Source organism: Myxococcus stipitatus DSM 14675 (assembly GCF_000331735.1).
GTDB classification, from domain to species: domain Bacteria; phylum Myxococcota; class Myxococcia; order Myxococcales; family Myxococcaceae; genus Myxococcus; species Myxococcus stipitatus.
Genome location: NC_020126.1, coordinates 208,593 through 232,343 on the forward strand (window position 1 = coordinate 208,593; position 23,751 = coordinate 232,343).

Genomic DNA, 23,751 nt, shown 5'->3' on the forward strand with positions numbered 1-23,751 from the left:
GTCACGATGCTCGGGTCCTGGTTTGGATTTACTCCTGTGACCCACCAGGGGCGCGACAGGAGGCCAGGGCTGCACTGCTTGCTCAACCCCTGGCACCTGATTGGCGCCCGCTCAGCGCCCCGCCTCACGCGTCTGCCAGGCTTCGACCTCCTTGAGCTCCGCCTGGGCCCTGACGCCCACGGAGGCCAGCAGGCTCCGCGCTTCCTCCGCCATCGCGAGCGCCTTCGCGTGGGCCGATGAGGTCTTCACCTCCAGATAGGCACGGGCCAACAGGAAGGTGGCCTTGCCCGCGACCTTGGGGTCCATGGGCTCGCCCCATTTCAGGTAGAGGCTTCGCGCACGCTCGAGCAGCGGGAGTGCCTCTGCCGCGGTTCCCATCGCCAGGTGCACCTCTCCCATGCAGGACAGGGCATCTCCCATCTCGAGCGACTCTTTTCCCTGGGTCGTCTCCGCGATGTGTCGCACCCGCCTGCAGTAGTCCAGTGCCTCCTGGGGCGATTGCGTCGCTAGCGCCACCCGGGCCAGTGACACCAGCACCGGGGCGACTTGCTTGCCCTGCGGACCATGTCCCTTCTCCTCTCGCGCCAGGGCATCCCGCAGCTCGTGTCGGGCCGCCGGGTAGCGTCCCGCCTTCAGGTGGACCAGACCCCGGATGGTCAGCGGAAGGACCGCGCCCGGGGTGTCCGGACCCTGTCCGTTCTCGATGCGCTTCACGGCTTCGGACACCAGTGCGAGGGCCTCACCGTCTTGGCCCTGCTCATGCGCCAGGATGGCTTTTTCGGAGAGGACGTTGACGACGCTGATGTGATTGGGCCCCCGAGTCCGCTCGGAGACTTGTTGAGCCCGCTCATATTGCCGTCGAGCCTCTTCGGTCCGGCCCTCGATGCGGGAGATTCTTCCCAGGTTCAACATCGTCGTCCCCATGGGACTTGTCTCCGGAGCAGAGGAGGCGTCCAGGAGGGCTTGGGCCCTGCTCAAGGCGCGGCTCGCCACGGCTCGCTGTCCTATTGCGAGCGACGCACTGGCAATCCGGTTGTAGGAGGTTGCGAGGGCCGGGTTGTCGGAGCCCAGCACCCGCTCGCGCAGGTCCAACGCCTCTTGTTGGACCTTCAGGGCTTTTTCGTAGAGGCCCCTGGCGGAGTAGATCTGCCCCAGCTCGTTCATGAGGTTGATGGGGTGGAGATTGTCAGCGGGGTTGTGCTGACGCGAGAACTCCAACCCCAAGAGCGCCTCCTGCTCCGCCTCGTCGAGCTGGTTCAGACTCCGCCGCAGTACCGCGAGCCGTGTATGGAGGTCGGTCGTGAGGTCTGGAATCCGTTCTCGTCCCAGTCGTTCGACCGCGGTGCGTGCGTGCTGGACGAGCCTCTCCGTGTCCTCGGGACGGGAGAGCAGCGTGTCTCCCTCCGCATCGATGAGCTCTATCCAGGCTCGTGCCGAGAACTCGTTGTCGTGTGCGGCCTCCGCGGCCCACAGGGCCCGGTAGAGGACTGGCACCGCCTCCTTCTTCTTCCCGATGAAGACGAGGAGGCTGCCGTGCGCCAGGAGGACCTCCGCCTCCAGTGGTTTGTAGCCAATGCTCTTCTGTTCCTCGACGAGCGCCGTCGACAGCGCGAGGCCCTCCTTGAGTCGATGCGCCAGGTGGTGGGCCCGGACCTTCTCGAGCTTGCTTCGGACCGCATCCACCTGGGGGCGAAGCCCATCCGGAGGCTGGGGACGGCTGGAGAAGGTATGGGGATCTCTGCAGCGGCCGAGGCCCTCGAGCGACGAGGTTATCTGGCGAGTGTTCTGCACGGTCGTCGCGTCCGCCTTCGTCAAGACCTCCGTGGTGGCGGTGAGCTGCCAGAGCTGCGCATCGAGGCAGGTGGACGTCCGCTGCGCCTGGAGTGCGCCTTCCCCTTTCGCGGCCACACAGGCCTCCGTGCGAAGCGCTCTCCATTGCGCGGTGTAGGCATCCAGGAACATGGAGAGCTCGGACCAGGCTCGCGGGGCATAGAACACGCCGGTGGCGAGGAAGGCCGCGTGCACCTGCTCGCGTCTCTCGGGGCCCCACGCGACCAGCGACTTCTCCGCCTCCCTCACGCAGGTTGTCTGGCGTTGATGCTCCGTCACGCCATAGGTCGCGATGGCGCCCAGCACTCCCGCCAGGAGCAGCGTGCCGAGAATCCGCGCGTGCTTCCGGCGCGGCGGAGGCGCGAGCGCCGCGAGCAAGGCCCGCATGCTGGGGAAGCGGTCCTCGGGCCTGGCGCTGAGCCCCTGGCGGATGGCGCGCAGGACATGGGGCGGAACGTCTCCCCGGTTCTTCGGCGGGCTCACCTTCCCCTGTCGCGCGGCCTCGGCCAGCTCCTGGAGCGTGCTCCCCCGGAATGGACGCTCTCCGAAGAGTGCTTCGTGGAGCGCGACGCAGAAGCTGAACTCGTCGGAGCGGGCATCTCCTCGCTGTCCCTGGAGCAGCTCCGGCGCGAGGTAGGCGGGCGTGCCCATGACCTGTCCCGTCAGCGTGAGCGGGTCGGTGGGTTGGACCTTCAGCTCGAGGGAGCCCGAGCTCTCGGAGTCCTCTTCCGAGTTCTGGTCGAGGGAACGGGCGATGCCGAAGTCCGTCACGAAGACGCGCCCGTCGTTTCCCATCAGGATGTTGGCGGGCTTGAAGTCGCGGTGCACCAGACCCGCGGAGTGCGCGGCCTCCAATCCCTTGCCCGCGTGGATGAAGACCTGGAGCACCTCCTCCCAAGGGTGGCGCCGGCGCATCCACTCCCCCAGGGTGATGCCTTCGATGAGCTCCATCGCCAGGAAGATGGCGTCACCGTGCGTGCCCACGTCGAAGAGGGTGACGACGTTGGGATGCGAGAGCCTGGCGAGTGCCTGGGCCTCCCGCAGCAAGCGCTGCTGCAACTTCGCCTTGTGGCCGCCTTCGGGACGCAGCATCTTGAGCGCGACGCGGCGGCCCAGCTCCGGGTCCTCCGCCGCGTACACCACGCCCATGGCCCCCGCTCCCAGCTTCTCCTGCACGACGTAGCGGGAGATTCGGGTGCCGGGGGTGAGGGATTGGAGGGGGCTCGCCCTCTCCAGGATGGGTGAACCCGTGACCTGTGTCGCGGTCCCCCCTCTTGCGGCCAGGGTCCATCGACAGGACTCACACGACTCGGCGTGAGTGATGATTCGGACGCGCTGATCCTCGGCCAGTACGCCGGAGAGGAGGTCCGCCAGAGTCGATTCATGAGGGCACTGCTGCATCATCGGTGGGCACTCCCCCCACGAAGAACGATCAAGCCATCAACGGTGTCGCATTCAGCCCTGCGATGCGCGCGGCGATGAGGGCGACCCAGCTCACCGCGCCGTTCTCTCGGCGGGTGTCGGCGCAAGAGTGCCACGAGCGAGCTCCTGGTCATGGCCTGTTCTCCGCCAGCAAGGTCTCTCGCCGCTGCCAGGCCTCCACCTTCCGGAGCGCCTCCTGGCCTCGGTTGCCGACCGAGGCCAGCCGTCCCCGCGCCTCCTCGGCCATCGCGAGTGCTTTCTCCCGCTCGGGTGCAGTCGGGGTTTCGGTGTACGCCCGAGCCAACAGGAACGCCGTCGAGCCCGCGACCAGTGGGTCCCTGACCTCACCCCACTGGGTCTGGATGCGCCGTGCACGCTCGAGCAGCGGATGGGCCTGGGCGGCAGCCCCCATCGTGAGATGCGCCTCTCCCGCGCAGGAGAGGGCGCTCGCTGCTTCCATGGAGTCCCTGCCTTGAGTCTTCTCGGCGACTCGGAGTGCTCGTTCGCAGTAGGCCAGCGAGGCTCGTGGCGACTTCGTCGCCAGGGCGAGTTCGGCCAGGGGCAACAACACCTCCACCATCCGCCGGCCTTCGGGGCCATGCCCCTTCTCCTCTCGAGCCAGTGCGGCCAGCAGGTCGCGACGGGCCTCTGAGTAGCGACGCGCCTTCGTGTGAATCTGGCCTCGGACGGCCTGCGGAAAGACGGAGTGAGGCGTCTCTGGACCCAGTGAGCGTTGGACGCGAGTGAGGGCCTCGGTGGCCACGGAAAGGGCTTGGGTGTCCTGCCCCATTTCATTGAAGAGGACGGCCTGCAGTGTGAGGACTTGAATCACGGACAGGTGGTTGGGACCCCGTGCGGACTCGAAGAGGCCGAGGGCCCGTTCGAACAGACGTCGTGCCTCTTCGGGCTGTCCGTCGATGCGCGCGACCTGCGCGATGTTCATCAGGGTCGTACCGAGGGGGGATGTCTCCGGAGTGGGGGTGGCTTCTTGAAGGGCGAGGGCCTTGGTCCACGCTCGGATTGCCTGGGTTCTCCGACCCACCGACATCGATGCCGTGGCAACCCGATTGTAGGAGGTGACGAGTGACGGGTGATCGGGGCCCATCAGGAACTCGAGCAACTCCAGTGCTTTGCCGTGGTAGGCCAAGGATTCGTGATAGCGCCCCTGGGCGGAGTAGGTCTGTCCCAGTGCATGATAGAGATTGGGGAGCCGATAGGCGAAGCCCGCGTGTCGGCGTGTGAACTCCAGCCCCTGGAGTGCCTCCTCCTCCGCTTCGGCGAACTGGCCGTGCATCTGCCGCAGCGAAGCGGAGTGGGAATACAGGTCCGTTGTGATGTCTGGGAACCGCTCGCGTCCCAGCCGTCCGACGGCGGCTCTCGCGTGCTGGATGACCTTCTCCGCTTCGGCGAGGCTGATCTGCTTCTCCTTGCCTTCCAGCCAGAGGATCTCCAGCCAGACTCGCGCCACCGTCTCATCGTCGCGCGCGGACTCTGCCGTCCAGAGGGACTGGTAGAGAAACGTCTCCGCTTCCTTGGTCTTGCCGAGGTGGCCGAGCAGCGTGCCGTGAGCCAGGAGCACCTCCGCCTCTAGCGGCTTGTAGCCAATGGTCTTCTGGTCTTCGATGAGCGCTGACGACAGCGCAAGGCCATCAGGGAACCGACGCGCGAGTTGATGGGCCTGGATTTGCGCCAGCTTGTTTCGCGCCAAATCCACCTGGGGACGAAGACTGTCCGATGGTTGCGGACGGTTGGAGGCTCCCTGGAGATCACGGCAGCTACTGAGCCCCTCGAGCGACGAGGTGAACTGACGAGTGTTCTGCACAGTCGTTGCGTCTGCTTTCTGCAACACCTCCGTGATGGCGGCGAGCTGCCAGAGTCGCGCATCGAGGCACGCGGAAGTCTGCTGGGCCTTGAGGGCCTCGCTCCCTTTCGTGGCTACACAGGCCTCCGTGCGAAGGGCTCGCCACTGCGCGGTATACGCATCCAGGGACGTGGCGAGCTCTGACCAGGCTCGCGGGGCATAGCTCGTCCCTGTGGCGAAGAATGCTGAGCGCACCTGCTCACGCCTCGCGGGGCCCCACGCGACCATGGACTTCTCCGCTTCCAGCGCACAGGTTGCCTGGCGTCGCTCCTCCGTCACAAAGAAGGTCGCGATGGCTCCGATGACTCCGGCGAGGAGCATGGTGCCGAGTATCCGCGCGTGCTTCTTGCTCGGTGGTGGCGCGAGGGCCGGGAGCAATGCGCGCATGCTCGGGAAGCGGTCCTCGGGTCGTGCGCTGAGCCCTTGTCGGAGGGCACGCAGGACATGGGGCGGAACAGGGCCCCGGTCCTTGGGCGGGTTCACCTGTCCTCGCCCTGCGGCCTCGGCCAACTCCTGCAGCGTGTGGCCATGGAACGGGCGCTCGCCGAAGAGGGCCTCGTAGAGGGTGACACAGTAGCTGAACTCGTCGGAGCGGGCGTCTCCTCGCTGACCGTGGACCAGCTCTGGCGCCAGGTACGCGGGCGTGCCCAGAATCTGCCCCGTCTGAGTCAGGGGGGCCGTGGGGGGATGCTTTAACTCGACGGAGTTCGAGCTCTCGGAGTCCTCCTCCGAGTCCTGGTCGAGGGAGCGGGCGATGCCGAAGTCCGTCACGAAGACGCGCCCGTCGTTCCTCATCAAGACGTTCGCGGGCTTGAAGTCGCGGTGCACCAGTCCCGCCGAGTGCGCAGCCTCCAGCCCCTGGCCCGCGTCGAGGAAGACACGGAGGACCTCCTCCCAGGGGTGACGGCGCTGCATCCACTCCTTCAGGGTGATGCCCTCGATGAGCTCCATCGCCAGGAAGATGGCGTCACCGTGCGTGCCCACATCGAAGAGGGTGACGACGTTGGGATGCGAGAGCCTGGCGAGCGACTGGGCCTCTCGCAGCAAGCGCTGCTGCAACTTGGCCTTGTGGCTGCCTTCGGGGCGCAACATCTTGAGCGCGATGCGGCGCCCCAGTTCCGGGTCGTCCGCCGCGTACACCACCCCCATCGCCCCAGTCCCTAACTTCTCCCGCACGATGTAGCGGGAGATGCGCGTGCCAGATGCCAGGGATTGGAAGGGGCTCTCTCCGACCGAAGCGGGCGCGTCCGTTACTTGCACCTCGCCCTCTCCACCCGCGGCGAGGACCCATCGACAGTCAGAACAAGTCTCGGCGTGGGCCAGGACTTGAATGCGTTGCTCTCCCGCCAGCAGGCCGGAGAGAAGGTCTGTCAGAGTCGATTCCTGCGGGCACAGCTGCATGGGCGGGCACCCCCCGGGCTCAGAACGCTCGGGCCAACGAACGCTCTAGTCCTCAACCCTATTTAATTGCTGGAATTCCACCGAATTCTTGAGGTGTACGCTCGGGGTGCGGGTCCGCTTTCACGAGCGCGTGCGAGTGATTCCTGAATCAGCGCGGGTTCCCCGCAGGGCTCAGGTCCCCGACTCGTACTTCTTGCGCTTGCGCCACAGCGTGGACGCGTCGATGCCCAGCACCTTCGCGGCCTCGTCCAGCGTGGGCGCGGAGGCCATCACACGCAGCGTGTGCTCGCGCTCCACTTCCTCCAGCGTGTGCGGGCCTCCCAACGTCACCACCGAGCCCGCCGCCGCCGCGATTCGTTCTGGAAATGCTTGCGGCTCCAACACTCCCGCGGGCCACACGATGAGTGCGCGCTCCACCGCGTTGCGCAGCTCGCGCACGTTGCCCGGCCAGGGATAGGCCAGCAGCATCCGCTCCGTCGCGGGTGAGAGCTCCGGCGTCACCGGCCGCTGCGCCGTCTTCGCGAAGAACGCCACGAAGCGCCTCGCCAGGGGCAGCAGGTCCTCCGGCCGCTCGCGCAGCGAGGGCAGCTTCACCTCGATGACGTTGAGCCGGTAGAACAGGTCCTCGCGGAACCGCCCCTCGGCCACGTCCTTCTCCAGGTCGCGGTTCGTCGCGGCCACCACGCGCACGTCCGCCTTGCGCGTGCGGCCCTCGCCCAGCCGCTCGAACTGCTTCTCCTGCAGGAATCGCAAGAGCTGCGCCTGGAGCGACGGACTCATCTCCGCGATTTCATCCAGGAACAGCGTGCCGCCCTCCGCCTGCTCCACGCGCCCCGGCTGGTCCTTCACCGCCCCCGTGAAGGCCCCGCGCACGTGGCCGAACAGCTCACTGGCCAGCAGCTGCTCCGACAGCGTCGGGCAGTTCACCGTGACGAAGGGCCTCCGCCGCCGCGTGCTCATCGAGTGCAGCGCCCGCGCGAGCACCCCCTTCCCCGTGCCGCTCTCCCCGCGCAGCAGCACCGCCGCGTCGGCCGTCGCCGCGCGCGACACCAGCCCGATTGCCGCGTGCATCACGGGCGACGTCGTCTCCAGCGTGGCCTCCGGCACCGCCTGCGCGAGCTGCCCCTCCAGGCTCTCCAGCTGCGAGGACAGCGCGCGGTGCTCCCGCGAGCGGTCCAGCACGTGTCGAATCTGCGCCGGCGTGAAGGGCTTGGGCAGGTAGTCCCGAGCCCCTCGCCGCACCGCCTCCACCGCCGTGTCGAACGTCGCGTACGCGGTGATGAGCACGACATCCAGGTTGGGGGACTCGGCGAGCAGCCGGGGCAGCAGGTCCAATCCGCTCGAGGTGCCGAGCCTCAGGTCGACGAAGGCCAGGTCGGCGGGCCCCTGGGCGAGGGCCGCCAGGGCTGCCTCGGGCGTGGCCGCCTCGCGCACCTCACAGCCGAACCCCTCCAGACACACGCGCAACGTGTGGCGGATGTTCCGCTCGTCGTCCACCACCAGCACCCGCATGGGGCGCTCCCCCGAGACAGGGCCCGCTTCCGTCCGTGCTTCCATGGCTTGATTCTAAGTGCAGCCCGCGCGCCGGGCCGTGCGACTTGCATGACCCGAGTCCTCATGGGGACTTCCACGCCCACCCCTCGAAGTCCGCCGTGCGGTCCGCAACCCGGGCCCGGCCCTTTCGTGCAGCCTGCAACCCACCCGGGGGTGACGCTTCCTTCACACCGGCGACAAGGAATGCTGGTGTTGCTCCGCGGATTGCGGTGGAACGGGGGCTCTATGGGTTTGAACGGGAACGAGGAGGGGGAAGAGGCGAACATCTTCACCCGCGACCGGGCGCCGACTCGCAACCAGAAGCGCGTCCGGCAGGCGGTGGTCCTGGGCATCGTGTTGGTCGTGCTCGCGCTGGTGTGGGGCTATCTCCAGGGCGGAGAGAACCGCGCGCTCAACGCGCTGTCCCCCGCGCAGCGCGAGGCCCTCTTCATGGAGACGTTCGACAGCTTCCGCCTCATGTGTCTGGCCGACGCGGGCCCGAAGCTGCTCATGCGCTGCCAGAAGCAGGCGGAGTTCCTCATGCGCTTCTCCGAGTGCGACGAGGCCTGCCGCCAGGAGCTGGCCCCCGCGCTGCGCAACGCCGTGCGCTGACGCCTCGAGTCACCCGCGAGGCTCGACAGCGAAGGTCTTGCGCGATGCATGGCGCCCCTGGGGCGGTGCTTGCCAGATGCAAGGCTCCCTGGGGCCCGGGGTCGCCCGTCCCCTGGGAGGATGCGTCCCTCCGCGCGGCACGGGGATTGCCCTTGCTGTCGCGCATGCGTCCCAAGCCGCACCTGTCCGCTGTTCCCCCTCCGCCCCTCGACGACGCGACGCCCCCGGAGCCGACCTCCCTGGCGAGCCCTTGGTGGAAGGACCTGGTGCGCGTCTTCCTCCTGGGAGGCGCGATGGCGGCGGTGGTGGGGTGGTTGGCCTCGGAGCGCCGCGCGGTCCTCTCGCTGGAGCCCGAGGCGCGCGCCGCCGCGTTCCAGGAGGAGTGGGCGGGCTTCCAGCGCCTGTGCGCCGGGCCCACCCATCAAGGGTTCGTTCCTCGCTGCCGTGAGCAGGCCCGCTTCCTCCTGAACTTCCCGGAGTGTCAGGGGGACTGCCAGGAGCTGGCCCGGCTCCACGGCCGCGCGCTGCGCTGAGCGGCCGGGAGTCGAGTCCTCGTCAGTGGAAGCTCACCGTCGTGCGCGCCAACGCCATCCACGACGTGCGGCGGTCCGGCTCCTCCAGCGGCGCGGCGTCGTAGCGCTGGAGGTATCCCGCCAGGCCCACGCCCAGGAACGACGTGGCCCACCAGCGCACGGCGAGGGCGCCACTGACGGAGCCTCCGGAGGTGACATCGGCGGCGCCTCGGCCCAGCCACAGCCGCTCGACGCGGCCGGCGACCTCCAGCGCGCCGTGGGGGAGTTGTCCCTCGCGCAGGGCCTGGAGGGCCTCGACGGAGCCCTCGCCCGCCTGGGGCCAGAGAGGTGAGTCGGTGCGAGGCTTGCCCCAGATGACCCACGACACCTCCAGCGTGGCGCCCTGGCTCTGGAGCTCCGGCAGGGACTCGCGAGGGGTGTCGGGGTTGCCGTCGGTGTCTCGCGAGCGGCGCTCCCACGCGGCGGCGGCTTCGGCGACGACTCGCACCGGGCCGACGTCCACGCGGGCATGCGCCTCCGTCACCGTGCGCGGGCCGCTCACGGGCGGAGGCCGGTAGTAGACGAAGCCCTGAGGGCCGATGCCGCCGATGCCCGCCCGGTCATAGGCGCTCTCCACATGCGTGCCCGCGCCCACGCGGACGCCCCAGAAGGACTCCGCCCGGCCCGTGGCCCGGCCCCAGCGGCCATCCACCCGGACATCCAGCGCGGGGAGCTGGTTGTCATTGCCCAAGGGACTGCGCGAGCCATTGCCCACGCGCACCCACGTCTCCAGCGGCAGCGAGGACGGCGTCCAGCGCGCCTCGAGTCCCAGGTCCCGGCGCGGCCAGAACGCTTGCGTCAGTCCGGTCAGCTCGGGAATGGCGCGGGCCTCCAGGTGCTCGTCGTACGCGCTGGCGAACAGCGGCGTCTTCATGAAGCCCAGGGACAGGCGCAGGTCCTTCACCAGCCGCACCGCGACGAAGGCATCCACGAGCGCGGGCTTCTCCTGCGCCCACTCCGCGACACCTCGCGCGACCAGCCAGGGAAGGGGACGCGCCTCCGCGCCGACGCGCAGCCGCGCGAGGGTGAAGCCGCTGAAGCCCTCCACGTCCGAGGCGTGCTGCCGGTAGTCCAGCTCACCCACCAGCGTGGGGTGCAGCCACGCCTCCTCCGCGAGCGCCGGCGTGGAGGCCAGCGCGCAGAGCAACATCCACGGAGCCTGTCGCATCAGTCGACCGGGATGATTTGGAGGAAGTGCGTGGTGCCGTTGCTCTCGTCGCGGTCATGGTCCGCGGCGAAGAGGCGCCGGTTGGCCGCGTCGTAGGCGAGGCCGCGCACCTGCTGGAAGCCCGTGGCCAGCGCGGACGTGGTGCCGTCGGTGGTGGAGATGCGCAGCACGGTGCCCTGCCGCGTGCCGGTGAGCAGCGCGCCGCCGGGCCCCAGCGCGAGCAGGTCGGGCTCCGTGATGGTGGCCAGCGTGCTGAGCGCGGAGGGGTTGGACAGCGGCGAGCGGTACACCTTCCCGGCAATCTGGTCCGCGATGTAGAGCGTGTCCTCCACGGCCAGCACGCCCACCGGCTTCTGGAGCGCGCCGACGAGCTCCGTCTCCGTGCCGTCGAGCGAGACCTGCGCCACGGAGCCGACGTTCACGTTGTTGTTGCGCACGAAGTAGCTGTCCAGCAGCCGCCCGTCCTTCGTCACCGTGAGGCCGATGCGGCGGCGGTTCATGGGCAGGCCCGGCACGGTGCCCGGCGTGCCATCCGGACGGACGAACAGCACCGCGCCCGCGGTGCCGAAGCCGAAGCGCACGGTGACGAGGGTGCCGTCCTGGAGGCGGACGACCTCGCCCAGGTTGGTGCTGTCTGCGGGCGCGTCCGGCAGCGTGGCCGCGACGGAGACACCCTCCCCATCGCGGTACTTGAGGAGGCGGTGGTTCTGGTCATCCGCGATGTAGAGCGTCGCGGAGGCGGCGTCCCAGAACAGGCCGTTCGGGTCGCCTTCGAGGGGTATCGCGCGGGGGCCGCGCTCCACCTGCGTGCCCGGCTTCGAGGGGCCGGGGTTGGAGTCGCCGCACGCGCAGAGCAGCAGGCAGGAGAGGAGGGTCGAGGAGAGGCGCTTCATGGGGCGCGCATGATAGGGGCCCGTGGGCCGCAGTACAGGCGTGCGAGCGGGGCCTCGGGCAGGAGCCTGGGTGGACTCGGCTCGCGAGGTGCCATGCGCCGCGAGGGCCCGGGTTGCGGACTGCAAGGTGGCCGCGAACCCCGTCGCGGAAATGTGCCCGGATTCCGCGCACCTGGCGCGGCCCCTGGTGGCATGGCGGATGCGATGGGAGGGACGTGTCCGGGGCTCGCTGGGCCCGGCGCGGAGGACTCTCATGTGGCTGTCCCGATTCGTGAAGTCGCTGCCCCTGTTCCACCCGCTGGCGCCTGGGGAGGCCGCCCCGCCGCTGTGTGAGGCGCCACTCAAGGCGGTGCGGATGTTGGGCGTGGAGCGACTGGCCGACGCGCGGACGCGTGCGGAACATGCGCTGGATGGCGCTCGGCGGTGCTCCTGCTGCCGAGGTTTGCTGGCGCATCTGTATGACCGGCTGGGCTCCACGCTGTTCCTGGATGACGACCCGGAGGCGCTCGCGCGCGCGTTCGAGGACGACGAGCGAGACCGCTTCACCCCGCGCGTGCTGGCCGCGTGCATCGTCCTGGCGGGACGCGCGCGGGTGGTCCCCGCCGGCTGACGCGCCCCTCGCGCGCGGGCACACCGAGCGGGCGGCGACCGGGCCGCCCTGGGAGGAAGGCATGTGGAGGTGGACCGATTTCCTGGACGTGGACGCCATCCGCCCCTCGCTGGAGTCGAGAGCCCCGACGGAGGTGCTGTATGAGCTCGCGGGGTTGATGGCGCCCGCGGCCGGCGTGTCCCAGCGGGAACTGGCGCTGGACCTGAGGGCGCGCGAGCACCTGGGCTCCACGGCGATGGAGGGCGGCGTGGCGGTGCCTCACTGCCGGCTTGCTCGCGCGGAGCGCATCGTCACCTGTCTGGGCATCCACCGCGGCGGCCTGGCGTTCGGCGCGGCCGAGGATGGACTGGTGCGCATCTTCGTGGGCCTCGTCTCACCGCTCGACACCGCGGGGCTCCACCTCAACGTGCTCGCGCGCATCGCCACGCTGTTGCATGAGCCCGTGCTCCGCGCGGACCTGCTGGCGGCGTCATCGCCCGTGGTGATTCGCGCGCTGCTCGTGCAGGCGGAGGAGGCGCATCTGTCGCCTCGTCATGACGTGGCCCTGGGGCACTGACGTCCTCGAGAGGGAGCGGGCAGGCGCTCGGAATCGGAGAATGAGAAGCCAAGAGGGATGCGGGGCGGTCCTGACCAGCCCGGAAGTGTGTGGTGGCCCTCGGGAAAACAACAGGGAGGGGGTACGCAATCGCGCCGGGGGGACACATCTCTGCGCCGACTCGGGATGCGGCCGCTGCACCGAGGAGGTGACCGGTATGTTGCGATGGACTGACTACCTGGATGCCGAAGGCGTCCGCCTGTCGATGGTGGCGAAGGACCGGATGGGCGTGGTGCAGGAGCTGGCCGGATTGATGGCGGCTCGGGCGCACGTCTCTCCTCGGGAGCTGGCGACGCACCTGTTGGCGCGCGAGCAGCTCGGCTCCACGGCGACGATGGGTGGTGTGGCGGTGCCGCACTGCCGGGTGGCCGGGGTGCCTCGCATCGTCACGTGCGTGGGGCTCCATCGTCAGGGCGTCGACTTCGGAGACGCGGACCAGGGCCGGGTGCACATCTTCGTGGGCATGGTGTCGCCTCCCGACACGGCGGGCCTGCACCTCAACGTGCTCGCGAGGATTGGCGCGCTCCTGCGCAACGCCAGGCTTCGTGAGGCGCTGCTCACCGCGCCCTCGACGGCGGCGCTGCGCGCGTTGCTCCTCTGCGTCGAGGAGACACACGTGAGCCAGGGCTCCGAGCCTGTCCAGGCTCGCGGCGTGTAAAATTTCCACGAGGTCCAACGTCGGACAGAAGAGGGGCCGCGGCCTCACGTGTCCCATGTGAGGGCGGGTCCGCCTGTTAGCGTCGCGGGTGTGACGACCACCTCATCCATCACGCCTCGTTGGTTGTTGTACGGAGCCTCGGGTTACACCGGCCGCCTCATCGCGGAGGAAGCGGTGCGCCGCGGCCACCGTCCCGTGTTGTCCGGCCGTTCGCTGGAGAAGCTGACGCCGTTGGCGGAGGCCCTGGGGTTGGAGGTCCGCCCCGCCGCGCTGGAGGACCCGCGCCAGCTGTCCGCCGCGCTGAAGGACCTGCCGCTGGTGCTCCACGCCGCGGGCCCCTTCGTGCGCACCGCGGAGCCCATGCGCCAGGCGTGCCTCGCGCAAGGCGTGCACTATCAAGACATCACCGGGGAGATTCCCGTCTTCGAGGGCTCGTTCCGCCTGGACGCGGAGGCCAAGGCCCGAGGTGTCTCGCTGATGTCCGGCGTGGGCTTCGACGTGGTACCCACGGACTGTCTGGCTCGGTACGTCGCGGACCTGGTGCCCGGGGCCACCGAGCTGGAGATCGCCATCTCCGGCGGCTCGCAGGCCAGCGCCGGCACCGCCAAGTCCGTGGTGCTCCAGCTCCCCGAGGGCGGCAAGGCCCGGCGCGGCGGAGTCCTGGTGTCCTATCCCCTGGGCCAGGGCATCCGCCGCCTGCGCTTCGATGACAAGGAGCGCACGGTGATGCCCATCCCCTGGGGGGACTTGTCCACCGCGTACCGCACCACCGGCATCGAGAACATCACCACCCTGATGGCCGTGCGCTCCACCTCGGCTCAGGTCCTGCGCTGGACGGCCCCCGTGCTGCGCGAGGCCCTGAAGGTCGGACTGGTGCGAGACAGGGTGCTGCGCCTCATCGACTCCCGCGTCCACGGCCCCACCGCGGAGACTCGCGAGAAGGTCCGCTCTCACATCTGGGCCCAGGCGCGCGCGCCGGATGGACGCTCCTCCCAGGCCTGGCTCCAGGTGCCGGAGGGCTACCTGTTCACCGCGCGTGCGGCGGTCCTCGCCGTGGAGGAGCTGCTCGCCCAGCCCACCCCGGGCGCGCTCACCCCCGCGGGGGCCTTCGGCGCCGACTTCGTCCTCCGGGTGGAGGGCTGTCGCCGCCTGGACACCCCGGGGTGATCCTCCCAGGACTCCTCGGGTTCGAGGGGTCCATTCCACCCCAGGACTGGCCGAGACTTAGCAGCGGGGGCTCAGTTCGCTATCCTGCACTTCGGCGGATCACAGGTCCGTCCAAGCTTCAGGGAGTCTCCGCGACCCCACGGAAGGATGCCGACATGCGCTGGTGCAGCTGGCTCTGGAGGGAGCCGCGCCTCAACCGCCGAAGCTTGGATGGGGTGGAGGGGGCTCGGTGCGTTTGAAGCTGAAGCAGAAGGTCATGCTGTCGCCGGCGGTCGCGGCGGTGTTCCTGACGGTGCTCTTCGCGGTGGTGCTGGCGGAGGGGCCTTCCTGGCTGGTGGGCGCGCTGGCCCTGTCGTGTCTGGGGGTGATGGTGGCCCTGGCGGTGTGGCTGCACCGCGAGGTGGCGGAGCCCATGGGCCGGCTGGCGGCGGTGGCCCGGCGCATCGCGCAGGAGGGCGACCTGTCGCAGCCCATCGAGGCGGTGGGCCAGGACGAGGTGGGGGAGCTGGGGCGCAGCCTCCAGGTCATGGTGGCCCGGCTTCGGGAGGTGCCCTCCACGTTGCAGTCGGTGGTGACGGAGCTGTCCTCGGCGGCGTCGCGGCTGACGCAGGCGAGCCAGGACCAGGTGAACTTCCTCACCAACCAGTCGCGCAGCCTCACCGAGGCGAGCACCACCATCGCCGAAATCGCGCAGACCTCCAGCATGGCGGCCAGCCGCGCGGAGATGGTGCTGAAGGTGGCGGCGCAGGCGGACGCGTTCAGCGCGTCGGGCCAGCAGTCCATCGAGCAGAGCGCGGAGGGCATGCAGCAGATTCGCGAGCGGGTGAGCGCGCTGGTGAGCAGCATCGCGCACCTGAGCGAGCAGGCCGTGCACGCCGGCGAAATCATCAGCAGCGTGAAGGACCTGGCGGACCAGTCCAACGTGCTGGCGCTCAACGCGGCCATCGAGGCGGCGCGCGCGGGCGAGGGCGGCCGAGGCTTCGCGGTGGTGGCGCGGGAGATGCGCGCGCTCAGCGGCCAGTCGCTCCAGAGCACCCAGCGCATCGGGAAGATTCTCCTCGAAATCAACCAGGCCATCCGCCAGACGACCTCCATCGCCGAGGAGGACAGCGAGAAGATGGAGCAGAACATCGAGCAGGTGCTGGCCTCCGCCAGCTCGCTGTCGGGAATCACCACGGTGGTGCAGGAGAGCAGTCAGGCGGCGCGGCAGATTGTCGCGTCCGTCACCCAGCAGAACGCGGGCATCGCGCAGATGACCGACGTGATGACGCACCTCTCCTCGATGATGGCGGACGTCGTGACGTCCACCCTGACGGCCGAGGAGGCCGTGGCTCAAATCAACGCCACGCTGGGCCGCCTCCAGACGCTGTCCACCGCGTTCCGCGTGTAGCGTGTTCCAGGGCGGCCCCGCTCGAGGGCCGCCCGCTCCGCGCTCGCGGGCCTACTCGCCCTGCATCAGTCCGGTGATGCGCCCGTCCTCGTGGACGGTGATGCGGCGGGCCGCGGGCTCCTTGGGCAGGCCCGGCATGGTGAGGATGTCTCCGGTGAGCGCCACCATGAAGCCCGCGCCCGCGGACAGGCGCACCTCGCGCACGGTGAGCGTGAAGCCTCGCGGGCGGCCCTGCTTCGTCGGGTCATCGGAGAGCGACAGGTGCGTCTTCGCCATGCACACGGGCAGCTCCGCGCCGCCCAGCTCGCGCACCATCTCCAGGTCCTTGCGCGCGGAGGCGGTGAAGGCCACGTCGTCCGCGCCGTACACGGTGCGGGCGATGGCGCGCACCTTCTCCTCGGGGGACTGCTTCACGTCGTAGAGGAAGCGCGGCTGGGGCGGGGCGGCGTCCGTCGCGTCGAGCATGGCGAGCACCCGGTCGGCCAGCTCGAGCGAGCCCTCGCCGCCGCGGGTGAAGCCCTCGCACACGGCGGTCTCCACGCCGCGCTCCTTCCCGAAGGCGCGCAGCGCGTCGAGCTCCGACTCCGTGTCCTGCGGGAAGCGGTTGACGCACAGCACGGCGGGCAGGCCGAAGGCGCGCACGGATTCCAGGTGCTTCTCCAGGTGGTCGAAGCCTCGCGCCAGCGCGTCCGCGTCCGGGTCCGCCACGCGGGCGAGGGGCGCGCCGCCCTGGTACTTCAGCGCGCGCAGGGTGACGACGAGCACGACGCCTCGGGGCCACAGGCCGGTGCTCCGGCACTTGATGTCGAGGAACTTCTCCGCGCCCAGGTCGAAGCCGAAGCCCGCCTCGGTGACGACCTCGTCCGCGTAGGCCAGGCCCATGCGCGTGCCCACCACGGAGCTGCACCCGTGCGCGATGTTGCCGAAGGGGCCGGCGTGCACGAGCGCGGGGCCGCCCTCGCGCGTCTGCACGAGGTTGGGCATCAGCGCGTCCTTGAGCAGGGCGACCATGGCCGCCGCCGCGTCTACGTCTCGGGCGCGCACGGGCTTGCCGTCGGGCGAGTGGCCCACGACGACGCGGCCGAGGCGCGCCTCCAGGTCCTTGAGATTCTCCGACAGGGCGAGGATGGCCATCACCTCGCTGGCGGCGGTGATGTCGAAGGCGCCCTCGCGCGGGACGCCGTGCGCCTTGCCGCCCAGGCCGACGATGACGTTGCGCAGGAACCGGTCGTTCATGTCCAGGGCGCGCCGCCAGCGCACGCGCGTGGAGTCGATGGCCACGGGGTGGCCGTAATACACGGCGTTGTCCACGAGCGCGGCCAGCAGGTTGTTGGCGCTGGTGATGGCGTGCAAGTCACCGGTGAAGTGCAGGTTGATGTCCGCCGCGGGCTCCAGGCTCGCCTGTCCGCCGCCGGTGCCTCCGCCCTTCACGCCGAACACGGGCCCGAGCGACGGCTCTCGCAGCGCGGCCACGACCTTGCGCCCCCGGCGCCGCAGGCCCATGGCCAGCGCCACGGACATGGTGGTCTTCCCCTCGCCCGGCGGCGTGGGGTTGATGGCGGAGACGAGGACGAGGCGTCCCTGTCGGCCGCCCTGCTTCGCGAGTGCTCCCAGGGACACCTTGGCGCGGTGGGTTCCCCACGGGTGCACGTCGTCGGGGGACAGGCCCAGCTCGGCGCCTACGTCTGCGATGGGTCTCAGCGTCATGCGAGGACTCTCGATGCGCCCGTGTCGCGGGTCAACGGAGGAAGTGCCAGGGACGCCGTGGCCTCCACACTGTGCTGGTGACGCGGGCCAGCACAGTGGGACGGGGGCGTGTCAGCCCTCCTTCGGCGTGCGCTCACGGCTGGACAACAGGCGCCACAAGACGACGGGAAGTCCGAGCAGCGTGGCCACCGCCACCCAGGGCCATGCCCCCACGTTCGAGAGCACCTGCGCCACGCGCTCCTTCGCTCCGGCGGGGAGCTGCGCGAGCAGGAGGAACGCCGCGGTGGCGAGGACGAAGACGGCGAAGCCCTTGCGCAGCAGGCCGGGGGCCACGCGTCCCGCGAGCCTGCCTCCGACGAAGCTCCCCACCAGCGCCACCGCGATGACCTGCGCGGTGAGCAGCCACGGCAGGTCCAGGTGTCCCAGGTGTCCCACGAGGCCCGCCGCGCACTGGAGCGCGATGACCACCAGCGACGTCGCCGTGGCCACGGGCGTGGGCAGGCCCACCATCGCGAGCGCGGGGACGATGAGGAAGCCGCCCCCCGCTCCCACGAGCCCCGACAGGATGCCCACCCCCACGCCTTGCAGCAGCACCCGGCCGATGCGGCGCGAGGACACCTCCGGCGCCGCCGTGCTCGAGGGCACCGCCGCGGGCGCATCCGAGCGCAGCAGCATGGCGACCGACGCGGCCACCATGACACAGGCGAAGAACACCATCAGCGCGGTGGGCGACAGGAGCGGGTTGAGCTTCCCGCCCAGGAACGCGCCCACCATGCCCCCCGTGCCGAACACGAAGGCGGTGCGCCACCGCACACGCCCGGCTCGCGCGTGCAGCCAGGCGCCGTTGGCGCTGGTGACACCCACGACGACGAGCGACATGGCGATGGCCGTGCGCGGCTCCACGCCGAGCACGTAGACGAGCAGCGGCACCGTGAGGATGGAGCCCCCGCCACCCAACAACCCCAGCAACACGCCCACGAGCAGTGCGCCCGCGAGCCCCACGAACCACATCATCTCCGGCTGCCTCCCTCGCTCGCGACGGCGAGCAGGTCGCGGACCTCGCGCAGGGTCCGCTCGAAGGCCGCCGTGTCGTCGACGCCCTGGGGCGGTGCGTCCCGCAGCGCGTCCAGCACCGCGCCCAGCTCCGCTCGCGACGGCGCGGAGGGCAGCGCGTCCACGCGCGCAATCCGGAGGCCGAGGAGTCGGGAGCGCAGCGTGTCGCGCACCTGGGCGAGCGTGGGGCGCACGTCGGACTTCAGGCGCACCACGGGCAGCGCCTCCTCGTTCCACGCGAGCATCCCGCCGCGGAGGTTCATCACCCGCGAGAAGCCCAGCTCCACCAGCTGCCGGGCCGCCCGCGCGGACCTGGCGCCCGAGCGGCAGATGAGCACGACCTCCGTGTCCTTGGGCCACAGCGCGGCGGCCTCGCGCACCGTGGCGAGCGGCGCCGGACGGATTCCCTCCAGGCGGCCGAGCACTCCATCCAGCTCCACGGGCTCGCGGACGTCCACCAGGTGAGGGCCCGGAGCGCCCTCCGCCGCGAGCTGTCGCACGTCCACGTCTCGATAGCCGCCGGGTTGGGGAAGAGCGTTGTCGTACAGGGGACTCAAGTCAGTGCTTCCTTCCTCGCGTCCAGCACGGGCGCGCAAGGCCATGAGAATGTGTTCGCCGCTTCGTGGGGAAGCGGGCGGAAGGTCGAGGACAGTGTCGTGAAGTCACGTCACCGCGTCAGGCGGGGTGCGGCGACGAGGGCTCGGAGAGTCCACACGCGCGGTTGGCGGGGACGGCCACGTCCAGCTTGCGCGGCGGGGGAATCTGGCGGGCCTTCATGAAGGCGACGAAGTCCTCGCGAGACTTGCCCGCCAGCCGAGGGTTGTGCCGCTTCTCCTCGCCCACCGACGTCATGGTGAACCCCGCATAGTCGTGCGCGGGATACACCTCCGTCGCGTCGGGCAGGGAGAAGAGCTCGCGGGTGATGGAGTCGTAGAGCTGCCCCGGGTCGCCGTTCTGGAAGTCGGTGCGGCCGGTGCCTCGGACGAGCAGCGCGTCGCCGGAGAACAGCCGCCCGTCGCAGAGGAAGCTCAGGCTGTCGTCGGTGTGGCCGGGCGTCTCCAGCACGCGCACCTCGATTCCGCCCACGCGGACCACGTCGCCCTGGGAGAGCTGCCGGTCCACGCAGGGCGCGCCGCGTGCGGAGGCGAACACTCGAGCGCCCGTGCGCTCGCGCAGGAGGCCCGCCGCGGTGATGTGGTCGGCGTGGACGTGGGTCTCCAGGACGACCTGGAGCTTCAGCCCCAGCTCCTGGACCAGCCGCACGTCTCGCTCCACCTGCTCCAGCACGGGGTCGATGAGCACGGCCTCTCGCGTGGCCAGGTCCGCCAGCAGGTATGTGTAGGTCGAGGACTCCGCATCGAAGAGCTGCCGGAAGAGCATGTCCGCTTTCCCCCTGGTTGGATGGAGTGGGTGTGGTGGAGGAGCATTGCCAGCCCCGTGCCAGGGGGGCTTCTCCGAGGGGAGGGGGGCGTCGGGGGCGAGGCGGTGTTTCGGGTGAAACAGTTGAAACACCGGATGAAACACGGGCGGGGAAGCGCTCACTCGTCCGCTTCGTCCAGGGCGCGCAGGCGGCGCCACAGGGTGACGCGGCTGACGCCGAGGAGGCGGGCGGCCTCGGTGCGGTTGCCCCCTGCCTGGGTGAGGGCCCTCCGGAGCTGCTCCGCGTCCAGGTCCGTGGCGTCGAGGCGGGGGCCGCCGGGGGGCTCGGAGAACTCCGGGGGGAGGTCGGCTTCGCGGAGGACGGGGCCTTCGCCGATGACGGAGGCGTACTCCATGACGTTGCGCAGCTCGCGCACGTTGCCCGGCCAGGCGTGGGCCTCCAGGAGCCTTCGCGCGCTGGGGGCGATGCGCTCCACGCGGCGGGTGCCTCGCTGCTGGAGCTCGTCGAGGAAGCGCAGGGCGAGCGGGAGGATGTCGCCTCGGCGCTCGCGCAGGGTGGGCAGGAAGATGGGCACGACGCGCAGGCGGTACATGAGGTCGGCGCGGAAGCGGCCGGCCTCGACCTCGCGGCGCAGGGCCCGGTGGGTGGCGGCGATGATGCGCACGTCCACGGGGACGGGGGCGCGGCCTCCCACGGGGATGACGGTGCGGGTCTCCAGGACGCGCAGCATCTTGGCCTGGAGGTCCAGGGGGAGCTCGGCGACTTCATCGAGGAAGAGGGAGCCGCCGTGGGCGAGGCGGAAGTGGCCGGGGCTGTCTCGCACCGCGCCGGTGAAGGCGCCGCGCACGTGGCCGAACAGCTCGCTCTCCAGGAGGTTGGGGGGCAGGGCCGCGCAGTTGATGGCGCGGAAGGGGCCCTTGCCGCGAGGGGAGAGCGCATGCAGCGCGTGGGCGATGTGCTCCTTGCCCGTGCCGGACTCTCCTCGCACGAGCACGCTGGACTCGGTGCGTGCGACTTTCTCGACGATGCGGAAGACGCGGCGCAGCTCCGCGTCTTGCGTCCAGAGGCCGTGGAAGACCTCCTCGCCTTCGGTGTCCCGGGGGGCCTGCTCCCGGGTGAAGGAGAGCGCCCAACCCTGGAGGCGGTCGGCTCGGGTCAGGGGCACGGCGCGCACTCGGACGGGGACGGTGTTGGTGCCGGAGCGCAGGCGCGCGGAGGTCTCCCGGCCGTGGGAGAGCAGGGCGTCGAGGTCGCCTTGGGGCGTGAGGACTTCGGCGAGGGCGGTGCCTTCTCGGAGCGAGGCGCCGAGGAGGGACTCGAGGGCGGGCGTGTGCGAGGCGACTCGCCGGTTCGCGTCCACCAGGAGCACGGCGCCCGCGAGCGAGTCGAGCGCGGTGAGGGCCAGGGGTGGGGGCGGGCGGGACGAGGGCATCGACGCCTGCATAGCCCGGCGGGTGCCGGGGCGGACAGGGGCGGGCTTCAGCCGCGTCCGCGCATCATCAGCTTCCAGTAGAGCTGGGGCAGGCCGTGCTTCTTCATGACCCACATGTCCCGGCGCTCCTGGAGGGTGTCGATGAAGGGGAAGCTGGGGGTGGGGTTGCCGTCGTAGTCGAACTCGGCGAGCAGGAGCTTGCCGTAGGCGGTGGTGAGGGGGCAGGAGGCGTAGCCGTCATACCTCGCGGTGGGGGCGCGGCCGTCCATGACGGCGCGCAGGTTCTGCACGAGGACGGGGGCCTGCTTGCGGATGGCGGCGCCGGTGCGGCTGGTGGGGAGGTCGGAGGCGTCGCCGAGCGCGAAGACGTTGGGGTAGCTGGGGTGCTGGAGGGTGTGCTTGTCGGCGCGGACCCAGCCCACGCAGGTGCCCTCGCGGGAGGAGAGGGGGCTGTTCTTGATGAAGTCGGGGGCGCTCTGGGGCGGGGTGACGTGGAGGAGGTCGTAGCGCTGGGTGACGCGGGTGGTGCGGCCGTCCTGGGTGGTCTCGAAGATGGCCTCGCGGCGGGCGCCGTCGACGGCGACCAGGTTGTGGCTGAAGCGGGTGTGGATGCCGTAGCGCTTCACGACGTCCTCGAGGACGCGGGCGAAGGGCTGCACGCCGAAGATGGCCTTGGCGCCGGAGCCGAAGATGACCTCCGAGCGGGCGAGGAGCCCGGTGCGGCGGAAGTGGTCGGCGGCCAGGTACATGATTTTCTGGGGGGCGCCGGCGCACTTCACGGGGGTGGAGGGGTGGGTGAAGAGGGCGGTGCCGCCCTTGAAGGCCTGGAGCATGCGCCACGTCTTGGGGGCGAGCTTCACGTCGTAGTTGCTGCTGACGTGTTCGGTCTGCAGGGCGTCCCGGAGGCCGGCGACCTTGTCCCAGTCGAGCTGGATGCCGGGGGCGACGACGAGGAAGTCGTAGCCGATGCGCAGGCCGCCGCGGGTGCGGACCTCCTGGCGGAGGGGGTCGACCTCCAGGGCGGCGTCCTTGAGCCACTTGACGCCTCGGGGGATGAGGCGGGCCTCGTCGCGGACGGTGTCCTCGATGCGGGCTTCACCCGCGCCGACGAGGGTCCAGAGGGGTTGGTAGTAGTGGTGTTCGGAGGGCTCGAGGATGGCGATGCCCTTCTGGCCGAGGCGGGTGAGTCGCGCGGCGACGCAGATGCCCGCGGTGCCGCCGCCGATGATGAGGATGCGGTGGCGCTCGTTCGCGGGGGCGATGTGAGGCATCGGTGTGGTCACCGGGTCCTTGCAGCCGCAGTCCGAATCGGACGTCACCATGCTTGCTCCTGGCCAGTCGTGAAACGTTGGCGGTGAGCATTAGCAGGGCGCGTGCCACCCTCCGTCCCGACGGCGGTGCTCGGGGGTGTGGGGACGCGGACTGTTTCAGGGTGTTTCAGGGCGTTTCAGGTGAGCGGAGGAGGTGTGCGGGGTGGTCAGGCGGGGTCGTCGGGGAGGAGGGTGCGGAGCAGGGCGTCTTCGGAGGTGAGGGGGCGCCAGCCTGGTGGGGGAGGGTTGGCCATGAGCGCGTCGCTGGCTCGGTCGACCTGCTCTTTGTGGGTCTCAGGGGTGTAGGCGAACCACTGGCCCAGGGTCTTGGCGACCTTGAATCGGTTGGCGTCATCGAGTGTCTCTGGCCAGCCCTGGGGGAGGTTCTGGGAGAGGAGTCGCACGAGGACGTCGCGCACGAACCGGGAGACCTGATGACTCGCTTCTGCCTCCACGCGCAGACCGGTGAGAACCTGCACTCCGGCGACGTCGTCCTCTCCAAGTTCTTGGGCCAAGGCAAACAGGGGAATCGTTGGATGTGCCGCGGCGAAGGCTGTCAGTGAGGTGTAGCCCTGTGCACGAACGCGCTCATGGAGGCGGACCCTCCAGTCTCCTCTCCATGCTTGTCCGTCGGTCATTGGCGGTCCGAATGGTGCCCCGTTGTGGAAGGGCACCGCTTTTCGTCAGGCTTCGTCGTCGGGGAGGAGGGTGCGGAGCAACTCGTCTTCGGAGTTGAGCGGGCGCCATCCTGGAGGTGGAGGGTTGGCCATGAGCGCGTCGCTGACTCGGTCGACCTGCTCTTGGTGAGTATCAGGGGTGAAGGAGTACCAACCGGCAAGTGACCGTGCGACCTTGAAACGGTCATCGCCTACCAGCTCGGTGGGCCAACCGTCCGGAAGATACGAGTGCAGCTCGCGCACCAGTTGTGCTCGGACCAATCGAGTGAGCCGATGGCTTCGCTCCGCTTCCGCAACCAGTCCGCTGAACACCTGCACGCCCGCGACGTCGTCAGGGCCAAGCTCTTCGGCCAGCGACACCATCGATGCGGTGGGTCGGGCCTCGGCGAATGCCGTCAGTGAGCTGTAGCCGCGCTCATGAACACGTTCATAGAGGCGGACCTTCCAGTTCCCTCTCCACGCATGTCCATCGGTCATTG

The 23,751-nt window shown here is 70.0% G+C and carries 20 protein-coding genes; 7 read left to right on the forward strand and 13 right to left on the reverse strand.

The window, feature by feature from the left end; translation table 11 throughout:
* Nucleotides 1-111: 111 nt before the first annotated feature.
* The 3 genes from MYSTI_RS00780 to MYSTI_RS00790 form a co-directional block, all read right to left on the reverse strand.
* Nucleotides 112-3,006 carry a serine/threonine-protein kinase gene (locus tag MYSTI_RS00780; protein ID WP_233278124.1) on the reverse strand — a complete coding sequence of 965 codons (2,895 nt, stop codon included), beginning with the start codon at nt 3,004-3,006 and terminating at the stop codon, nt 112-114.
* Nucleotides 3,007-3,382: 376 nt separating this feature from the next.
* Entirely contained in the window at nt 3,383-6,514 is a 3,132-nt protein-coding gene (locus MYSTI_RS00785; protein WP_015345781.1) for a serine/threonine-protein kinase, read from the reverse strand.
* A 171-nt stretch (nt 6,515-6,685) separates the two neighbouring features.
* The gene (locus MYSTI_RS00790) at nt 6,686-8,026 is read right to left on the reverse strand and encodes a sigma-54-dependent transcriptional regulator (protein ID WP_015345782.1); all 1,341 of its coding nucleotides are present in this window, start codon (nt 8,024-8,026) and stop codon (nt 6,686-6,688) included.
* Nucleotides 8,027-8,293: 267 nt separating this feature from the next.
* On the opposite strand from MYSTI_RS00790, the gene MYSTI_RS00795 reads away from it, so the two are divergent.
* Entirely contained in the window at nt 8,294-8,659 is a 366-nt protein-coding gene (locus MYSTI_RS00795) for a hypothetical protein (protein ID WP_015345783.1), read from the forward strand.
* A gap of 152 nt (nt 8,660-8,811) precedes the next feature.
* Nucleotides 8,812-9,192, forward strand: coding sequence for a hypothetical protein (locus MYSTI_RS00800; protein WP_044278278.1), 381 nt, complete (start codon nt 8,812-8,814; stop codon nt 9,190-9,192).
* Nucleotides 9,193-9,214: 22 nt separating this feature from the next.
* Here the strand turns inward: MYSTI_RS00800 and MYSTI_RS00805 are convergent, their stop codons facing one another.
* A complete protein-coding gene (locus MYSTI_RS00805) occupies nt 9,215-10,399 on the reverse strand; it encodes a putative porin (protein ID WP_044278279.1) in 1,185 nt (394 codons plus the stop codon).
* A complete protein-coding gene (locus tag MYSTI_RS00810) occupies nt 10,399-11,292 on the reverse strand; it encodes a YncE family protein (protein ID WP_015345786.1) in 894 nt (297 codons plus the stop codon). The genes MYSTI_RS00805 and MYSTI_RS00810 overlap by 1 nt, the downstream gene beginning before the upstream one ends.
* Nucleotides 11,293-11,545: 253 nt before the next feature.
* Between MYSTI_RS00810 and MYSTI_RS00815 the strand changes: the two genes are divergently transcribed.
* The 5 genes from MYSTI_RS00815 to MYSTI_RS00835 all read left to right on the forward strand — a co-directional run bounded on the left by MYSTI_RS00815 (nt 11,546) and on the right by MYSTI_RS00835 (nt 15,712).
* The gene (locus MYSTI_RS00815) at nt 11,546-11,902 is read left to right on the forward strand and encodes a hypothetical protein (RefSeq protein ID WP_015345787.1); all 357 of its coding nucleotides are present in this window, start codon (nt 11,546-11,548) and stop codon (nt 11,900-11,902) included.
* A gap of 61 nt (nt 11,903-11,963) precedes the next feature.
* The gene (locus MYSTI_RS00820) at nt 11,964-12,458 is read left to right on the forward strand and encodes a PTS sugar transporter subunit IIA (RefSeq protein WP_015345788.1); all 495 of its coding nucleotides are present in this window, start codon (nt 11,964-11,966) and stop codon (nt 12,456-12,458) included.
* 196 nt (nt 12,459-12,654) lie between these two features.
* Nucleotides 12,655-13,155, forward strand: a complete 501-nt coding sequence (locus MYSTI_RS00825; RefSeq protein WP_044278281.1) for a PTS sugar transporter subunit IIA — start codon at nt 12,655-12,657, stop codon at nt 13,153-13,155.
* A gap of 90 nt (nt 13,156-13,245) precedes the next feature.
* A complete protein-coding gene (locus tag MYSTI_RS00830) occupies nt 13,246-14,322 on the forward strand; it encodes a saccharopine dehydrogenase family protein (protein ID WP_044278282.1) in 1,077 nt (358 codons plus the stop codon).
* Between the two features lie 229 nt (nt 14,323-14,551).
* Nucleotides 14,552-15,712, forward strand: coding sequence for a methyl-accepting chemotaxis protein (locus MYSTI_RS00835; protein WP_015345791.1), 1,161 nt, complete (start codon nt 14,552-14,554; stop codon nt 15,710-15,712).
* A gap of 51 nt (nt 15,713-15,763) precedes the next feature.
* Here the strand turns inward: MYSTI_RS00835 and MYSTI_RS00840 are convergent, their stop codons facing one another.
* The 8 genes from MYSTI_RS00840 to MYSTI_RS00875 all read right to left on the reverse strand — a co-directional run bounded on the left by MYSTI_RS00840 (nt 15,764) and on the right by MYSTI_RS00875 (nt 23,749).
* Nucleotides 15,764-17,419 (reverse strand): formate--tetrahydrofolate ligase, encoded by a 1,656-nt coding sequence (locus MYSTI_RS00840; protein WP_015345792.1) that lies wholly within the window; start codon nt 17,417-17,419, stop codon nt 15,764-15,766.
* Between the two features lie 111 nt (nt 17,420-17,530).
* Nucleotides 17,531-18,433, reverse strand: coding sequence for a sulfite exporter TauE/SafE family protein (locus MYSTI_RS00845; RefSeq protein WP_015345793.1), 903 nt, complete (start codon nt 18,431-18,433; stop codon nt 17,531-17,533).
* Complete coding sequence (locus MYSTI_RS00850) at nt 18,430-19,029, reverse strand: rhodanese-like domain-containing protein (protein WP_015345794.1); 600 nt, start codon at nt 19,027-19,029, stop codon at nt 18,430-18,432. Before MYSTI_RS00850 ends, MYSTI_RS00845 begins: the two co-directional genes overlap by 4 nt.
* Nucleotides 19,030-19,147: 118 nt before the next feature.
* On the reverse strand, nt 19,148-19,852 hold the full coding sequence (locus tag MYSTI_RS00855) for an MBL fold metallo-hydrolase (protein WP_015345795.1): 705 nt from the start codon (nt 19,850-19,852) through the stop codon (nt 19,148-19,150).
* 158 nt (nt 19,853-20,010) lie between these two features.
* Complete coding sequence (locus MYSTI_RS00860) at nt 20,011-21,285, reverse strand: sigma-54 interaction domain-containing protein (RefSeq protein ID WP_015345796.1); 1,275 nt, start codon at nt 21,283-21,285, stop codon at nt 20,011-20,013.
* 47 nt (nt 21,286-21,332) lie between these two features.
* Nucleotides 21,333-22,607 carry an NAD(P)/FAD-dependent oxidoreductase gene (locus MYSTI_RS00865; protein WP_015345797.1) on the reverse strand — a complete coding sequence of 425 codons (1,275 nt, stop codon included), beginning with the start codon at nt 22,605-22,607 and terminating at the stop codon, nt 21,333-21,335.
* 155 nt (nt 22,608-22,762) lie between these two features.
* Complete coding sequence (locus MYSTI_RS00870; protein WP_015345798.1) at nt 22,763-23,233, reverse strand: hypothetical protein; 471 nt, start codon at nt 23,231-23,233, stop codon at nt 22,763-22,765.
* Nucleotides 23,234-23,278: 45 nt separating this feature from the next.
* Complete coding sequence (locus MYSTI_RS00875) at nt 23,279-23,749, reverse strand: hypothetical protein (protein ID WP_015345799.1); 471 nt, start codon at nt 23,747-23,749, stop codon at nt 23,279-23,281.
* Nucleotides 23,750-23,751: the final 2 nt, after the last annotated feature.

Excerpts from the sequence above, each read along its gene's own strand:
- MYSTI_RS00805 (WP_044278279.1), bottom strand. The coding sequence starts at position 10,399 with ATGCGACAGGCTCCGTGGATGTTGCTCTGCGCGCTGGCCTCCACGCCG.
- MYSTI_RS00785 (WP_015345781.1), bottom strand. The coding sequence starts at position 6,514 with ATGCAGCTGTGCCCGCAGGAATCGACTCTGACAGACCTTCTCTCCGGC.
- MYSTI_RS00875 (WP_015345799.1), bottom strand. The coding sequence starts at position 23,749 with ATGACCGATGGACATGCGTGGAGAGGGAACTGGAAGGTCCGCCTCTAT.
- MYSTI_RS00865 (WP_015345797.1), bottom strand. The coding sequence starts at position 22,607 with ATGGTGACGTCCGATTCGGACTGCGGCTGCAAGGACCCGGTGACCACA.
- MYSTI_RS00860 (WP_015345796.1), bottom strand. The coding sequence starts at position 21,285 with ATGCCCTCGTCCCGCCCGCCCCCACCCCTGGCCCTCACCGCGCTCGAC.
- MYSTI_RS00845 (WP_015345793.1), bottom strand. The coding sequence starts at position 18,433 with ATGATGTGGTTCGTGGGGCTCGCGGGCGCACTGCTCGTGGGCGTGTTG.
- MYSTI_RS00825 (WP_044278281.1), top strand. The coding sequence starts at position 12,655 with ATGTTGCGATGGACTGACTACCTGGATGCCGAAGGCGTCCGCCTGTCG.
- MYSTI_RS00795 (WP_015345783.1), top strand. The coding sequence starts at position 8,294 with ATGGGTTTGAACGGGAACGAGGAGGGGGAAGAGGCGAACATCTTCACC.
- MYSTI_RS00840 (WP_015345792.1), bottom strand. The coding sequence starts at position 17,419 with ATGACGCTGAGACCCATCGCAGACGTAGGCGCCGAGCTGGGCCTGTCC.
- MYSTI_RS00790 (WP_015345782.1), bottom strand. The coding sequence starts at position 8,026 with ATGCGGGTGCTGGTGGTGGACGACGAGCGGAACATCCGCCACACGTTG.
- MYSTI_RS00810 (WP_015345786.1), bottom strand. The coding sequence starts at position 11,292 with ATGAAGCGCCTCTCCTCGACCCTCCTCTCCTGCCTGCTGCTCTGCGCG.
- MYSTI_RS00855 (WP_015345795.1), bottom strand. The coding sequence starts at position 19,852 with ATGCTCTTCCGGCAGCTCTTCGATGCGGAGTCCTCGACCTACACATAC.
- MYSTI_RS00820 (WP_015345788.1), top strand. The coding sequence starts at position 11,964 with ATGTGGAGGTGGACCGATTTCCTGGACGTGGACGCCATCCGCCCCTCG.
- MYSTI_RS00870 (WP_015345798.1), bottom strand. The coding sequence starts at position 23,233 with ATGACCGACGGACAAGCATGGAGAGGAGACTGGAGGGTCCGCCTCCAT.
- MYSTI_RS00815 (WP_015345787.1), top strand. The coding sequence starts at position 11,546 with ATGTGGCTGTCCCGATTCGTGAAGTCGCTGCCCCTGTTCCACCCGCTG.